Genomic DNA, 13,879 nt, shown 5'->3' on the forward strand with positions numbered 1-13,879 from the left:
GACGAAGCGCCGCCCGGTCATCCCGCGAGCATCGCGCGCAGCAATGACGGAATGCCCGACGATGCGGCCGCGACGTTGTCGAGCACATCCTCGAACGTGATCACCTCGTCCACCTGCGGGCCTGCGCCGGCTGCCCAGTTGGCGACGATCGCCAGGCACGCGTAATCGAGCCCCAGTTCGCGCGCGAGCCCGGCTTCCGGCATCCCGGTCATGCCGACCAGATCGCAGCCGTCCCGGCGCATGCGCGCGATTTCCGCACGCGTCTCCAGCCGCGGCCCCTGCGTCGCCCCGTAGCAACCGCCGTCGACCAGCGTCACCCCGGCGGACGCGGCCGCCTCGAGCACGCGCTTGCGCAGCACCGGCGTGTAGGGATCGCCGAAGTCGACGTGCAGCACGTCTGTGCCCTCTTCCTCGCAATAGGTCGACACGCGGCCCCATGTGTAATCGATCAACTGGTCCGGGCACGCCAGCACGCGCGGCCCGAACCGCTCGGTGATGCCGCCGACAGTGTTGAGCGCCAGCACCCGCGTCGCACCCAGCGCCTGCAGCGCCGACAGATTGGCCCGGTAGTTCACCCGGTGCGGCGGGACCGAATGCCCCTCGCCATGCCGCGCCAGAAACGCGACGCGCTTGCCGTCGAGCGTGCCCACCCGCACCGGACCCGACAACGCGCCATAGCGCGTAACCGGCTGATGCGGCTCCACATCCTGCAGGTCGGCCAGCTGATAGAGGCCGGTGCCGCCGATGACGGCCAGATCGATGTCGAGGTGCATGAGGGTTCTCGCGGGGATGACGGAAGCGGTTCGCCATTCTCGGCCATCCGCCCTGATCGGTCACGGACCCTGCCATCGCGCCGCTGCGGCAGTGCGCATGAACACATACGGCGCATTGACGGTCATGGGCCTCATGTCATCGCGCCTGGCAGGGAGGCTACATGAACAGACGGAATTTCCTGACAAGGGAAATGCCTATCAGCACTTGACTACAGACTCTTTACACAAGCTCGAATTCGACTAGTATCCGAAAAACCTGTTGTTACTAATTCGTTCAGGGGCGCTGGGTGGAGCGGTCGATAACCGCCCAGGCGGCGGCAACAGGCGGGGACCGACCCGGATCACCGGGCGGCATGAACATCCATCTAGCGGGAAGACCGAACATGGCGACTCGTCGAGTCAATCGTCTGCTGTCCAGAAACATCAGGTTCAGTGCCCTCAGCATCGCGCTGGGTATGTGTGTCGCGGGTGGCGTGCAGGCGCAGAGTGCAGTGGGTTCCATCTTCGGCAACGGACAGCCGGGCGCGACCATCACGATCCAGAATCCACAAACGGGCTTGAGCCGGACGAGCACGGCCGGCGCCGACGGACGCTTCACCTTCAGCCAGTTGCCGTCCGGCACCTACGTGGTCACCACGGACGGCCAGCGACGGGAAGTCGAGGTCAAGATCGGCGGCGGCTCGCAGGTCGTGTTCGGTGGTGGAACGACCGACCTGGGCAGGGTCAACGTCACCGGAACACGTGCCTTCAATCCGATCGACGTGTCGTCGGTGGAATCCAACTCGGTCTTCACCGCGGAGCAGCTGATCTCGTTGCCGGTCGCCAGTGACGTGTCCTCGGTGGCGTTGCTCGCACCCGGCACCGTACGTGGCGACACCGGCCTGGGTGGCGGCAATCTCGCGTCGTTCGGCGGTTCGTCCGTCGCGGAGAACGGTTACTACATCAACGGCTTCGACGTGACCAACATGCGCACGTTCCTGTCGTTCGCGGACACGCCGTTCCAGAGCATCGCGCAGCAGCAGGTGAAGACCGGCGGCTACGGTGCCGAGTACGGGCGGTCGCTGGGCGGCATCATCAGCATCGTGACCAAGTCCGGTTCGAACGACTGGCATTACGGCGGCAGCGTCGAATGGGCGCCCGACTGGGGCCGTTCCGACGGCCGGAACGTACAGCAGCGCGATCCGGATGCACCGAACCCGCTGTACCAGTATCGCAGCGACAACGAGTCGGACAGCACGGTGTACTCGGCTTATGCCAGCGGACCGATCGTCAAGGACCGGCTGTTCTTCTTCGCCCTCGCGGAAGGTCGCAGCGATACGTTCGATACCTATAGCGCCCTCACCAGCCAGCGTACGCGCAACACCAGTCCGCAGGGCATCCTGAAGCTGGACTGGTACATCAGCGACCGCAACCTGCTCGAATTCACCGGCATCTACAACCAGGCCAAGACCAAGTACAACACCTTCGAGAACGACCTGGATGCCAACGGCGACGAACGCTACAACGTCGGACGCCACGAGTTGCCGACCGACCAGTACGAGGTCGAAACCGGTGGCAAGGTGGGCATCCTCAAGTACACGGGTTACTTCACCGACAACTTCACGGTGTCCACGCAGTTCGGTTATCTGAGCAACCTCATCTCGTCACGGCTGCCCGCGGCGGGCGCGGGATCCGAGTGCCCTTGGGCGTACAGCTTCGGCCTGACGACCGGCACGCTCGAGCGTTACATCGGCTGCAATCCCGGCACCATCAGCACGGTGCCCGACGCCGACGCACCGCCGGACGAGGATGTCCGCAAGGCGTTCCGCGTGGATGCCGAATGGATTCTCGGCGATCACCGCGTGCGGTTCGGCGTCGATCACGACAGCTACGACTCCAGCCATCGCGGCCTGACGTACGCCGGCGGCATCAACTGGGCTTACTACCTGGTGCCCAACAATGCCGTGGCGACGGGCGCATTCGCAGGTCAGCCGGGGCGCACGGTGAACGGCACGCTGGTACCGCGCGGCGCACGGTATGCGCGTTCGCGCGACTTCCAGAGCAGCAGCTCCAGTTACGAGAACATCAACAGCGCCATCTACGTCGAAGACAACTGGCAGATCACCGACAACTTCCTGGCGTACATCGGCCTGCGCGGCGAGAAGTTCGAGAGCAGGAACGGTGACGGTATCGCGTGGGTCGAATCGGATTACGAGATCGCACCGCGCCTGGGCTTCTCGTGGGATGCGAACGGCGATGCCAGCCTGAAAGTGTTCGGTACGCTCGGTCGCTATTACATTCCGGTGGCCACCAACTCGAGCATCCGTGCGACGGGCGCGGAATCGACCGTGTCCAACTGGTACTACGTCACCGGCTGGAACGAAGCCGATGGTCGTCCCGTGGGCCAGGGTGCGCAGATCGGCCAGACCCAGACCAACGGCTCGCTCGTGGCGCCCAACCCCGCATCGGTCGCGTCCACCAACCTGTCGCCGATGTACCAGGACGAACTGATCCTGGGTGGACAGCTGCAGCTCAATGAGAACTGGATGGCGGGCATCCGCGCCACGCGGCGCCAGGTGAAGTCGGGTATGGACGACACCTGCCAGACCAATCCGTGGATCGAATGGGCTGACGACAACGGCTTCGACGATTTCGATCCGGGCTCGGTGCCGAGCTGCTACTTCGTCAATCCGGGCGAAGACGCCATCCTCAACGTCGACCTCGACGGCGATGGCACGCTCGAGCTGGCGACATTGCCTGCCTCCTATCTCGGACTGCCGCGCTACAAGCGCAACTACAGCGCCTTGGAGCTCTTCTGGGAACGCACGGGCGAGCGGTTCAACCTGCAGGGCTCGTACACGATCTCCAAGACGCGCGGCAATGTGGAGGGTTACGTCAACTCCACGCTCGAGCAGGAAGACGCCGGTCTGACCCAGGACTTCGACCATCCGCTGTTCACCGACGGCACCTACGGTCCGACACCGAACGATCGACTCCACTCGCTCAAGCTGTTCGGTGCCTACAGGCTCACGCCGGAATGGCAGCTTGGTGGCAACCTGATCGTGCAGTCCGGCCGTCCCGTCAACTGTCAGGGCTACATCCCGCTCGAGGGCATCGCCCAGCCTGACCTCGGCACACTGACCCCCTACTCGGGCTCGAGCTTCTATTGCCTCAATGACGCAGGCGTCCGCGAACTGCGTCAGCGTGGCGACGAGGGACGCACGCCGTGGGCGTGGACGTTCGACCTGAGTGCCGCGTACGTGCCGAACTGGGCCGACAACCGGCTGCGCTTCAAGGTCGACGTGTTCAACCTGTTCAACAACGACAAGGTCACCGAGTACAACGAGTTCAAGGAGCAGTCGCGCGACAACATCAGTCCGAACTATCTGAATGATGTGAACTACCAGTCGCCGCGCACGGTGCGTCTGACCCTGCGTTACGACTACTGATCCACGTTCTCGCTCGCGTCAACGAATCCGGCCCCGCGAGGGGCCGGATTTTCTTTGTCCGATGATGGCGAGCCGGTCGTACAGGCGTATCTGGCGCGCAAAACCGACGTGGGTTGCGAATGCGTGCGACGGCCCTTTACTCAAGACATCTCGACTGGCAAGGCAGTCTGAAAAACCGGGCTTGGGCCATCGAGAATTCGGACGTACGCAACCGAGCAGCGTTCCGCCAACTCGTCAGCCGCGAGAACGCAGAAGAACCCGGCCGGAGCCAGACAATCGAGGGCGCCAGAGCGGACGGTGCCGAAGTGCGAGCACAGCGTTGCCACGTCCTACTCCGCGAGCGCGTAGATCCCGGGCAGATTGCGCCCCTGCTCGTGGAAATCCATGCCGTAGCCGAACACATACCGATCCGGCACTTCGACGCCGACGTAATCGGCTTCGACACCATCCACGCCACGGTCGTGCACCTTGACCGCGAGCACGGCGACGCGGACGTCGGTCGCGCCCTGGTCTTCGACCCACTGGCGCACGGCCTTGAGGGTGTGGCCTTCGTCGAGGATGTCGTCCACAAGCAGCACGCGGCGTCCCTGCAGCGGGGTCGCAGGACGATGCAGCCAGGCAAGGCCCGAGCCGGTGGTGTTGCCGCGGTAACGGGTGGCGTGCAGATAGTCGAACTCGAGGTCAACCTCGTTCTCGCCGATCGCGAATGCGAGCTGCGCGGCGAACGGCATGCCGCCATGCATGATCGTGATGTAGACCGGCGGCACGTCGTCGTCGCCGTATTCGTCGGCGATCTCCTCGGCCATCGCTTCGATGGCGTCTTCGAGCGCGTCGCGATCGAACAGCAGGTCGGCGGTGTCGATCACGTCGTCGAGGCGTGGGACGTTCATGCGATGTCTCCGGTGCGGGGGGCGGATGCGTCGCCGGCGAGCGCGCCGTCCCAGCCGAGCGGACCGCGTCCGATCAGGCCGGTCAGCGCCATGGTGTTGAGCGTACGGCCTTCTACCGCTGCCAGCGATTCGGCGACGAGTTCCGGGTGGCAGACGAGGACGACGTCGCAACCGGCATCGAGATGCGCATCGACGCGCGACTTGATGCCGCCTGCGGAGAACGCCGCGGCCATGCCGATGTCGTCGGAAAACACCACGCCACGGAAGCCCATCTGCTCGCGCAGGATCGTGTTGATCCACAGCGGCGAATAGCCGGCCGGCTCGGGCGCGACCTGCGGGTAGACCACGTGCGCGAGCATCACCGCGTCGGCGCCGGCATCGATACCGGCCACGAACGGCACAAGATCGTGCGCGCGGATCGCGTCGAGACTGCGGTCGTCGACCGCGTCGTCGAAATGCGTGTCCTCGCGCACCGAGCCATGACCCGGGAAGTGCTTGAGCGTCGCGGCCATGCCGGCTTCGTGCATGCCTTCGACATAGGCGCGCGTGAGCGCGGCGACGATTCGCGGATCTTCGGAGAACGACCGATCGCCGATCGCGAGATTGCCATGACCGACGTCGACCACCGGCGCGAAGCTCAGGTCGACTCCACTGGCGCGCACTTCCTGCGCCATCAGGCGCGCATGCGCACGCGAGGCTGCCATCGCGGCATCGGGATCGGCGAGGTACTGCGCACCGAAACCGGCCAGTGACGGCAGTTCCGAATAGCCGTCCTGGAAGCGCTGCACGCGGCCGCCTTCCTGGTCCACGCAGACCAGCTGCGGACGCGGCGCGGCGGCACGGATCGCGGCGGACAGCTCGGCGATCTGCGCGCGCGAGGCGAAGTTGCGCTTGAACAGGATCACGCCGGCGCAGGCATCGTGCTGCAGCCAGTCGCGTTCCTGTGCGGTAAGTTCGGTGCCGGCGACGCCGATCACGAGCATTGCGGACTTCTCCATCGAACACGCCCCATGGCGCGGACGGGCATTGTCGCAGATGCGGACGCGTCTGCCGTCAGGCGACGCGGCGTGTTCAGTCGCAGCCCGACGGACCGCAGGCCGGCGCGGACGCAGGCGTCAGTGCAGCGCTGCCAAGCGCCTGGCGCACGGCATCGGCCATCGCGTCGGGGGGTTGCGAGCCCTGCACTGCCAGCCGTCCGTCGATGACGCAGGTCGGCACCGCGCGGATGCGCGCGAAGACCTCAGCCGCGTTCCGCAGCGTCCCAGTGCGAGAACGGCCGCGCGGCGAGCGCGAGATTGAAGTAGCGCCGATGCGCGGTGACCTCGGCGCCGAGCCAGTCGGGATGCGCGAAGACTTCGTCGGCGGCGCCCAGTTCGATCTCGGCGACCACGAGGCCGGCGTTGTCGCCGAGGAACTCGTCGACTTCCCACAGATGCGCGCCATGACGCACGAGGTGCCGGCGCTTCTCGACCAGACCGCCGACGCACAGCTTCAGCAACGCGTGCGCATCGTCGACCGGCAGCGGCAGCTCGAACTCCTGCCGCGTGGTGCCGGCCTCGCGCGACTTGATGTTGAGGAACGCGACATCGCCCTCGATCCGCACGCGCACCGACGCGTTCTGCGCGCCGCTGGCGATCGACGCGGCGTCGTTGAGATAGCCCTGCGCCATCGGCACGACCGCATGCGCGGCCGCGCGCCAGGCGTCGGTCGTGACGAGAAACTTGCGCTCGATCTCGATGCCCATGCGGTGCTCAGCGCTTCTCGAACAGGGCGATGGATTCGACGTGCGCGGTCTGCGGGAACATGTCCATGACCCCGGCATCGGCCAGCGTCCAGCCGCGTTCGTTGACCAGATAACCCGCATCACGCGCCAGCGATGCCGGATGGCAGCTGACGTAGACGATGCGCTTGAAGCGCTCTAACGGCAGCTGGCGCAGCACGTCGATCGCGCCGGAGCGCGGCGGATCGAGCAGCAGCTTGTCGAACCCCTGACGCATCCACGACGCGCTGCGCTGGTCCTGGGTGAGATCGGCCGCGTGGAACTGGGCGTTCGCCAGCCCGTTGTGGGCCGCGTTTTCCTTGGCCCGCGCCACCAGTCCGCCCTCGCCTTCCACGCCGACCACCTCGCGCACGCGGCGCGCCAGCGGCAGGGTGAAATTGCCGAGTCCACAGAACAGATCGAGCACGCGGTCGTCGGGCTGCACGTCGAGCAGTTCGAGCGTGCGCGCGATCATCGTGCGGTTGAGCCCGGCATTGACCTGGATGAAATCCAGCGGACGGAACTTGAGTTCGATGTCCCAGTCTTCGAGCCGGAACGACAACTCCGGTGCCTCGGGCCACAGCGCATGCACGCTGTCATTGCCGCCGGGCTGCAGGAAGATCGCCATGCGATGCTGCTGACCGAACGCGAGCAGCGCGGCCACATCGGCTTCGATCAGCGGCTGCAGATGACGGAACACCAGCGCGATCCCGTCGAATTCGGGGCGCGGATCGCCGGCGATGAACTCGATCTGCGGCAGCGTGCTGCGCGCGTCCATGCCGTCGATCAGCTGTGCCAGCGCGGGAATGATCGCGGCGATCGGTGGGATGACCGTGTGGCACTCCTGCAACTCGGCGACGAAGCGCGGATCGCGCTCGCGGAAGCCCACCAGCGTCTTGTCCTTCTTCTCCACCCGCTTGACCGAGAACCGGCCCTTGCGGCGATAGCCCCAGGCGTGGTCGACGAGCGGCGCCATCCAGCGCTTGGGCGTGACGTGGCCGATGCGCTCGAAGTTCTCGCGCAACACGCGGTCCTTGGCGATGATCTGCTGCTCGGCATCGAGATGCTGCAGTACGCAGCCGCCGCACGTGCCGAAATGCGGACAGCGCGGCGTGATCCGGTGTTCGGACGCGCGCAGCACCTCGAGCGTCACCGCCTCGTCGAAACTGCGCGAGCGCGCGAAGCGCTGGGCGACGACCTGCTCACCCGGCAGCGCGCCGGTGACGAACAGCGCCTTGCCGTCCGGCAAACGCGCGACGCCGCGGCCGTCGTGGGTGAGGTTGAGGACATCGACCTCGAAGGGGGTCTGATCGAGACGTTTACGGGCCACGTGGCGAAGGCTGCGGGCAGAAGGGCCGCACATTGTCGCAGAAGCGGCGCGCGGACTGCCCGGCCCGGAACGCAGAAGACCGCCCGCAGGCGGCCTTCGCACGCATCCCCGATGCGCCTTATTTCTGCGTCCAGCTCCCACCCTGCTGGTACCACCAGCCGGCGCGCGCGCTCGAGATCCACTGGCGCGCGAACACGTCGCGGATCTGCGATTCCCACTCGGGATGCCCGTTCGCGACCGCGATCTCGCGGTACACCGCCTGGCGATCGCGGTTGTCGTCGGCGACGGCCGAGTTCACCGCGACGCGATCCTTGATCGGCAGCTGCGAGGCATCGCGCACGACGATCGAGCCGTTGCCGCCGAAGCCCAGCGCGCCGGAATCGAAATGCGGACGCAGCGTGCCGTTGAAGCGCTGCTCCATGCGCGTTTGGATCGCCTGGATCGCGGGCGTGCGGATGCTGATGTCGGGCGTCTGCGCCTGCGCGCTGCCGATGCCGATCAGCATCCAGGGATCGAACCGCGTCGAGGTCTGGGCCATGCCGCCGCCCGGCACCGTCGCAGGCGGCGTGTCGGTGGCGGGCGCCTGGTCGCCGATCACGTTCTCGACGAACTCGCGCGCCGCTTCCTTCGCTTCGGCGGCGGGAAAATACACATTGATCGTCACGCAGGCGGTCAACGCCAGTGCGGCCACGGCCGGCAAACCCATCCAACGCGCCATCGACACTCTCCTGTCAGAAATTCGAACGCCGGTCATTCGATCACCGGCGCGACGTCACCGCCCGCGGCGGCTGCCAGGCGCTCGACGAGGGTGGGCCAATCGACGTCGCGATTGAATCCCACGACGTCGAGTCGCGGCAGGCCGGCGCCTTCGACGATAGTAAAGGCGTTGCCCTCTGAACGCAGGCCACCCATCCGGCAGACCGCATTGCGCAGGCGGCACGAGATGCCGATGCCGCGATAGCCGAAGTCGTCGAACAGCGCGATCGCCCGGCCCTGCAATGTGGTCACGAACGAGGCGTCGCCGACGCTGGAGATGTCCTGCACCGCGCGCTGGCTGATGCGCTGGCGCACCCCGCGCGCGGCCTCGGTGTGCAGTTCGGCATCGAACGCGGTCGCGTTCCAGTCCACCAGGCGCAGGCCGTCGATCCGCCCGTGGAGTCTGCCCTCGATGCTGCCGAAGCCGAACACGCCGGTCAGCGCGTGCAGATCGAGTGCCGACAACGCGAGATCGCCGGTGACCGTCGGCAGCACGCCGAACGGCCGCTCGATCGCCAGTGACGACACGTCGATACGACCGTCGAACAGCTCCATCGACAGGCCGCCATCGAAGTCGATGCGATTGTCGGCGTAGCGCACCGTCGGAATGCGACCTGCGAGCGTGCCTTCGAACGCCGGCCAGTCCAGCGATTTCGCGAGCACGCCGATGTCGAGCGCATCGAGGCGCAATTCGGTCTGCATCCGCAGTCCGGTCTCGTCCGCGGGTGGCTGCAACTGCAGCGATTCGAAGCCGATCTCGCCTCCGAGGAACGAGAACGCGACCGGCTCGCGCAGGCGCAACAGGCCGGCGCCGCTTTCCAGACTCCACGCCGCCGCATCGAAGGGCATGCCGTACAGCGCGCCCCCGCGCCAGGCGAATGCGCTGCGCACGGGGTCCGACGCCGAGTAGCGCACCGCGCCGTCCAGCCGATCAAGCCGGAAGCGGCCGCCGGCGTCGCCGATGTCGAGACGGCGCAATGCGACATCGGCCTTGCGCAGCGTCGCGCCCTTGAGTTCGAGCCCGGCACGAAAGCCGCCCGACAGCGACAGACCCGGCACGCCGGCCGGGCCCAACCAACCGGACAGATAGCGGGCCGGCAGCGCCGTGGTGTCGTCGCTGGCCAGCGTGAGCGCGAGTGCACCGATGCCGAAGTCGGGCGTCAGGCGCGCGTGGCCGTCGACGCGCAAGGCGTCGCCGTCGCGCCACTGCAAACGCGGCAGCGCCCAGTCGCCTTCGCCGACGCGGATCATGTCGACGCCGATGCCGACCGGCGTTTCCGGCAACGACACATAGGCGTTGCCGAATAGCAGTTCGCCGCCGCGCAGGCGGCCATCGACGCGCGCCTGCAAGGCGTCGTCCGGCAGCGTCAGGCGCACCTCGAGATCGCCATCGACATCGCCTGCGGCGATGCTGCCGTCGTCGGTCTCCAGCGCCAGCCCGGCGATCGCGAGATCGGCGTCCACGCGCATCGGCCGATCGTCCGGTGCCGTGATCCGGACGTCGCCGTCCAGCGTGCCCCCGGTCAACCGCGCCGACGCCCAGCCCGCGCGGACCAGCGCTTCGATCCAGGCGGCGGGTACGCGTCGCAGATCGATCCGGGTGGCGTCGGGCGCGGCCGCTGTGCGCGACAGGCCGACACGCGCGTCTCCGCCCGTCAGCGTGGCCGTCGTGGTGGCCGCGTCCAGCACCAGCGACAGCTGCAAGGGCGCGCCCTGCCCCGCGCGCAGCGGGCCGTCGCAGCGCCAGCGCGTGTCGCCGCCCACGGTCTCGCGGCGCAGCGGGCAGCGCCAGTCGACACCCTCGAAGTGCCAGCCCAGCGCGCCGGCGTCGATGTCGCCGGCCCGCAGACGCAGCCGGCCGTCCGGCGCATCGACCGGCCAGTCCAGCATCAGGCGGACATCGCGCAGTGTCGCGCCGGCCGCCTCGACCTTCGAAATCCGGGCCTGGATCGACTGCGCCTGCACCGCGATCGGCACACAGGCGAGAAACAGGGGTAGGATCGACAGGACGGGACGCGGCATCGCCGCAGGATACCCGCGACATCGAGGACGCGATGAATCGATTGCTGCTGGTCGAGGACGACCCCACAAGCCGCAGTTTCCTGCAAGCCGCGAGTGCCGCACTGCCTGCCGAGGTCGACATTGCCGACTCTGTGGAAGCGGCCTACGCACTGGCCACGGTGAACGCCTACGACGCCTGGCTGATCGACGCCAACCTGCCCGATGGCACCGGCAGCGCCCTGCTCGCCCGCCTGCGTGCGGACGGTCGGACGACGCCTGCGATCGCCCACACCGCCGCGCGCGAACGCCGCGAGCTCGACGCCTTGCGCGCCGAAGGGTTCGCGATCGCGGTCAGCAAGCCGGTGGCCGCCGACGCCTGGCTGGGCGCGATCCGTCGGGTCTTGGTCCGGCGCGGAGGCGCGCGGCCTGCCCCGCCCCTGTTGCCGTTGCCCGACGCGCGACGCAGTGGCGAGGCGCCCCTGTGGAATGGCGAGACCGCACTGGCCGCGGTGGGCGGCGACAGCCGCAACGTGCGCGGCCTGCGCGAACTGTTCGTCGGTGAGCTCGACGGCACACGCGCCCGGATCACGGCGGCGGCCACGGCGGGCGACGCGCATGCGATCCGCAACGACCTGCATCGCCTGCGCGCGGGCTGCGGCTTCGTCGGCGCCGAGCGCCTCGGACTGGCGGCGCGAACGCTGCACGTCGATCCGACCTCGACGAGCGCGCTGAAGGCTTTCCTCGACACACTCGACGCCACCCGCACGAGCGCCAACGCGCTGGCGAACGCCTGAGTCTCAGCGCCGCGACAAGTTCGCGGCCAGCTCCCAGGATTTCAGCCCACGCGAGCCGAGGTGATGCGACAGCACCGCACGCAGTGCGCGCCGCAGGCTGGCCATGTCGGCCGCTTCCGGGGCGATGTCGGCCGCCAGCGCCAGCAAGGCATGTCCGGTGGCCGCGGCGCTGCGATCCGCCGCCTCGCCGTCGCGCTGCAGACGACGCGGACCATGTTCGGGATCGAGTCGATACCGCGCCGCCGGCTCGATCTCCTGGCCGTCGCCGTCGCTATCGAAGGCGAAACCCAGACCGATCGCGTCGAGCAGATCGCGCTCGAACCGGCGCAGCGTCCACGCCAGTCCGTCGAGCGCCAGCCGCTGTCGCACATCCGCGAATGCTTCGTAGAGTTCGGGCGCGGGATCCTGTCGCGGTGCGAGCCGCAGCACCAGTTCGTTGATGTAGAAGCCGGCGAGCATGGCATCGCCGGTGAGCCGGGGCGCGGCATCCAGCGATTCCGCGGACCGCAGCTGGGCGAGTTCGCCGCGCAGCACCGCGGTCAGGCGGATGTGCTGCAGCGGCTGCAGCGCGGCGCGGAGCACATGCTTCTTCGGCCCCTGTACGCCACGTGCAACCAGGCCCAGACGGCCGTGATCCAGGGTCAGCACTTCGACCAGCAGACTGGTTTCGCGCCAGGGCCGTGCATGCAGCACGAACGCGGGCTGGTCCTCGATGTGCACGGTCGGCCCGCGGCGTCAGCCGGCGCCGATCCGGGCCAGGAACGCCTCGCCGGTCAACTGCTCGTCCGAGCCTGTCAGCGCATACCAATGGGGTTTGGCGTCGATGAAGATTTCGGCTTCGAACCGCGCACCGGGAATCGCATCGAACAGACCGGCGGCCACGAAGTGCTGGCCGTCGCCGGTGCTGAGAAAAAACAGGCTGCTGCCGCAGGCGCTGCAGAACGCGCGCTCGGCCCAGTCCGACGATGCGAACCGGCGCACCAGCGCATCGCCGGTTTCGATGCGCACATCGTCGCCGGCCTGCAGCACCATCGCGGGACCGCCGTGCCAGCGACGGCACGCGCCGCAGTGGCAGGCGTGTACGGCGTGCGTCGTCGCCGGCACGCTGAGCGTGACGCCGCCGCACAGGCAGTGCCCGTGCAGACGGTCGGCGCTGTCGATGGATCCGCTCATGCGCGCGCCCCTCCTACTCGCCGTAACCGAGCGCCTTGAGCGCCGCCTCGTCGTCGGACCAGCCCTCACGCACGCGCACCCAGGTTTCCAGGAACACCTTGGCGTCGAACAGACGCTCCATGCCCATGCGCGCCTTGGTGCTCATGTCCTTGAGCCGGCTGCCGGCCTTGCCGATGACGATGGCCTTCTGGCCCTCGCGCTCCACCCAGATCACCGCGCCGATGCGCAGCATCCGGCCATCGAGGGCGAAGCTTTCGATCTCGACCGTGGTCGCATACGGCAGCTCGTTGCCGAGCTGGCGCATCAGCTGCTCGCGCACCAGTTCACCGGCCAGAAAGCGCTGGCTCTTGTCGGTGATCTCGTCTTCGGCGAAGAGTGCGTCCTGCTCCGGCACCAGCGGCAGCACGGTCGACTTCAACTGTTCGAGACCCTTGCGCTTGAGCGCCGACAGCGGCACGACGCCGGCGAAGTCACGGCCTTCGGTCACCTTCTGCAGATACGGCAGCAGCAGCGTCTTGTCCTTGATCTTGTCGACCTGGTTGACGACCAGCACCACCGGCACGCCGGCCTCGTGCAGCGTGTCGAACGCCAGGCTGTCCTCGTCGTCCCAGCGGCCGGCGACGACGACCAGCAGCGCCACGTCGACGCCTTCCAGCGCGCCGCGCGCCGCGCGGTTCATGATCCGGTTCATCGCGCGCTTCTGCTCGTGATGGATACCGGGGGTGTCGACCAGCAGCAGCTGGCCTTCCGGGAACGTCGCGATGCCGAGCAGACGATGGCGCGTGGTCTGCGGACGGTTGGAGACGATGCTCACCTTGGCGCCGACGAGGGCATTGACCAGGGTGGACTTGCCGACATTGGGTCGGCCGATGACGGCGACGTAGCCGGCATGGTGGGGCGTGGTGTGGGGTTCGGTCATGTCCGCATTCTACGGAAATGCCGGTGGCACGACGCAGGCAGCGTTCTGAAGGGCGT

General features: G+C 67.6%; 13 protein-coding genes. 2 read left to right on the forward strand and 11 right to left on the reverse strand.

Annotation, left to right across the window (positions count from 1 at the left end; all coding sequences use genetic code 11):
* Nucleotides 1-17: 17 nt before the first annotated feature.
* On the reverse strand, nt 18-773 hold the full coding sequence (locus tag V3391_RS05605; protein WP_332077419.1) for an S-methyl-5'-thioinosine phosphorylase: 756 nt from the start codon (nt 771-773) through the stop codon (nt 18-20).
* Between the two features lie 455 nt (nt 774-1,228).
* On the opposite strand from V3391_RS05605, the gene V3391_RS05610 reads away from it, so the two are divergent.
* Complete coding sequence (locus V3391_RS05610; RefSeq protein WP_332077716.1) at nt 1,229-4,201, forward strand: TonB-dependent receptor; 2,973 nt, start codon at nt 1,229-1,231, stop codon at nt 4,199-4,201.
* Between the two features lie 329 nt (nt 4,202-4,530).
* Here V3391_RS05610 and V3391_RS05615 read toward each other — a convergent pair whose 3' ends face one another.
* The 7 genes from V3391_RS05615 to V3391_RS05645 all read right to left on the reverse strand — a co-directional run bounded on the left by V3391_RS05615 (nt 4,531) and on the right by V3391_RS05645 (nt 10,958).
* Complete coding sequence (locus tag V3391_RS05615; RefSeq protein WP_332077420.1) at nt 4,531-5,091, reverse strand: hypoxanthine-guanine phosphoribosyltransferase; 561 nt, start codon at nt 5,089-5,091, stop codon at nt 4,531-4,533.
* Nucleotides 5,088-6,074 (reverse strand): beta-N-acetylhexosaminidase, encoded by a 987-nt coding sequence (gene nagZ, locus V3391_RS05620; RefSeq protein ID WP_332077717.1) that lies wholly within the window; start codon nt 6,072-6,074, stop codon nt 5,088-5,090. The genes V3391_RS05615 and nagZ overlap by 4 nt, the downstream gene beginning before the upstream one ends.
* Before the next feature lie 88 nt (nt 6,075-6,162).
* The gene (locus tag V3391_RS05625; protein ID WP_332077421.1) at nt 6,163-6,309 is read right to left on the reverse strand and encodes a hypothetical protein; all 147 of its coding nucleotides are present in this window, start codon (nt 6,307-6,309) and stop codon (nt 6,163-6,165) included.
* A gap of 22 nt (nt 6,310-6,331) precedes the next feature.
* Complete coding sequence (locus tag V3391_RS05630; RefSeq protein WP_332077422.1) at nt 6,332-6,835, reverse strand: CYTH domain-containing protein; 504 nt, start codon at nt 6,833-6,835, stop codon at nt 6,332-6,334.
* A 7-nt stretch (nt 6,836-6,842) separates the two neighbouring features.
* Complete coding sequence (rlmD, locus tag V3391_RS05635; protein ID WP_332077423.1) at nt 6,843-8,180, reverse strand: 23S rRNA (uracil(1939)-C(5))-methyltransferase RlmD; 1,338 nt, start codon at nt 8,178-8,180, stop codon at nt 6,843-6,845.
* Between the two features lie 118 nt (nt 8,181-8,298).
* Nucleotides 8,299-8,898 (reverse strand): YdbL family probable chaperone protein, encoded by a 600-nt coding sequence (locus V3391_RS05640; protein WP_332077424.1) that lies wholly within the window; start codon nt 8,896-8,898, stop codon nt 8,299-8,301.
* A gap of 32 nt (nt 8,899-8,930) precedes the next feature.
* Complete coding sequence (locus tag V3391_RS05645; RefSeq protein WP_332077425.1) at nt 8,931-10,958, reverse strand: AsmA family protein; 2,028 nt, start codon at nt 10,956-10,958, stop codon at nt 8,931-8,933.
* Between the two features lie 32 nt (nt 10,959-10,990).
* On the opposite strand from V3391_RS05645, the gene V3391_RS05650 reads away from it, so the two are divergent.
* Nucleotides 10,991-11,731: a response regulator transcription factor gene (locus V3391_RS05650; RefSeq protein ID WP_332077426.1), complete on the forward strand. Its 741-nt coding sequence runs from the start codon at nt 10,991-10,993 to the stop codon at nt 11,729-11,731.
* A 3-nt stretch (nt 11,732-11,734) separates the two neighbouring features.
* On the opposite strand, the gene recO is transcribed toward V3391_RS05650, so the two are convergent.
* From recO to era, 3 genes are read right to left on the reverse strand one after another with little or no spacing between them, the layout of a single operon-like run.
* Complete coding sequence (gene recO / locus V3391_RS05655) at nt 11,735-12,451, reverse strand: DNA repair protein RecO (protein WP_332077427.1); 717 nt, start codon at nt 12,449-12,451, stop codon at nt 11,735-11,737.
* Nucleotides 12,452-12,466: 15 nt separating this feature from the next.
* Entirely contained in the window at nt 12,467-12,904 is a 438-nt protein-coding gene (locus V3391_RS05660) for a GFA family protein (RefSeq protein ID WP_332077428.1), read from the reverse strand.
* A gap of 13 nt (nt 12,905-12,917) precedes the next feature.
* Complete coding sequence (gene era / locus V3391_RS05665) at nt 12,918-13,823, reverse strand: GTPase Era (protein WP_332077430.1); 906 nt, start codon at nt 13,821-13,823, stop codon at nt 12,918-12,920.
* Between the last annotated feature and the right edge of the window lie 56 nt (nt 13,824-13,879).

The sequence above is a fragment of the Luteimonas flava genome (assembly GCF_036584485.1).
Lineage (GTDB): Bacteria > Pseudomonadota > Gammaproteobacteria > Xanthomonadales > Xanthomonadaceae > Luteimonas > Luteimonas flava.

Bases quoted from the DNA above. Each gene is read 5' to 3' on its own strand.
- V3391_RS05605 (WP_332077419.1), bottom strand. From the start codon at position 773: ATGCACCTCGACATCGATCTGGCCGTCATCGGCGGCACCGGCCTCTAT.
- V3391_RS05610 (WP_332077716.1), top strand. From the start codon at position 1,229: ATGTGTGTCGCGGGTGGCGTGCAGGCGCAGAGTGCAGTGGGTTCCATC.
- V3391_RS05615 (WP_332077420.1), bottom strand. From the start codon at position 5,091: ATGAACGTCCCACGCCTCGACGACGTGATCGACACCGCCGACCTGCTG.
- nagZ (WP_332077717.1), bottom strand. From the start codon at position 6,074: ATGCTCGTGATCGGCGTCGCCGGCACCGAACTTACCGCACAGGAACGC.
- V3391_RS05630 (WP_332077422.1), bottom strand. From the start codon at position 6,835: ATGGGCATCGAGATCGAGCGCAAGTTTCTCGTCACGACCGACGCCTGG.
- V3391_RS05640 (WP_332077424.1), bottom strand. From the start codon at position 8,898: ATGGCGCGTTGGATGGGTTTGCCGGCCGTGGCCGCACTGGCGTTGACC.
- V3391_RS05645 (WP_332077425.1), bottom strand. From the start codon at position 10,958: ATGCCGCGTCCCGTCCTGTCGATCCTACCCCTGTTTCTCGCCTGTGTG.
- V3391_RS05650 (WP_332077426.1), top strand. From the start codon at position 10,991: ATGAATCGATTGCTGCTGGTCGAGGACGACCCCACAAGCCGCAGTTTC.
- V3391_RS05660 (WP_332077428.1), bottom strand. From the start codon at position 12,904: ATGAGCGGATCCATCGACAGCGCCGACCGTCTGCACGGGCACTGCCTG.
- era (WP_332077430.1), bottom strand. From the start codon at position 13,823: ATGACCGAACCCCACACCACGCCCCACCATGCCGGCTACGTCGCCGTC.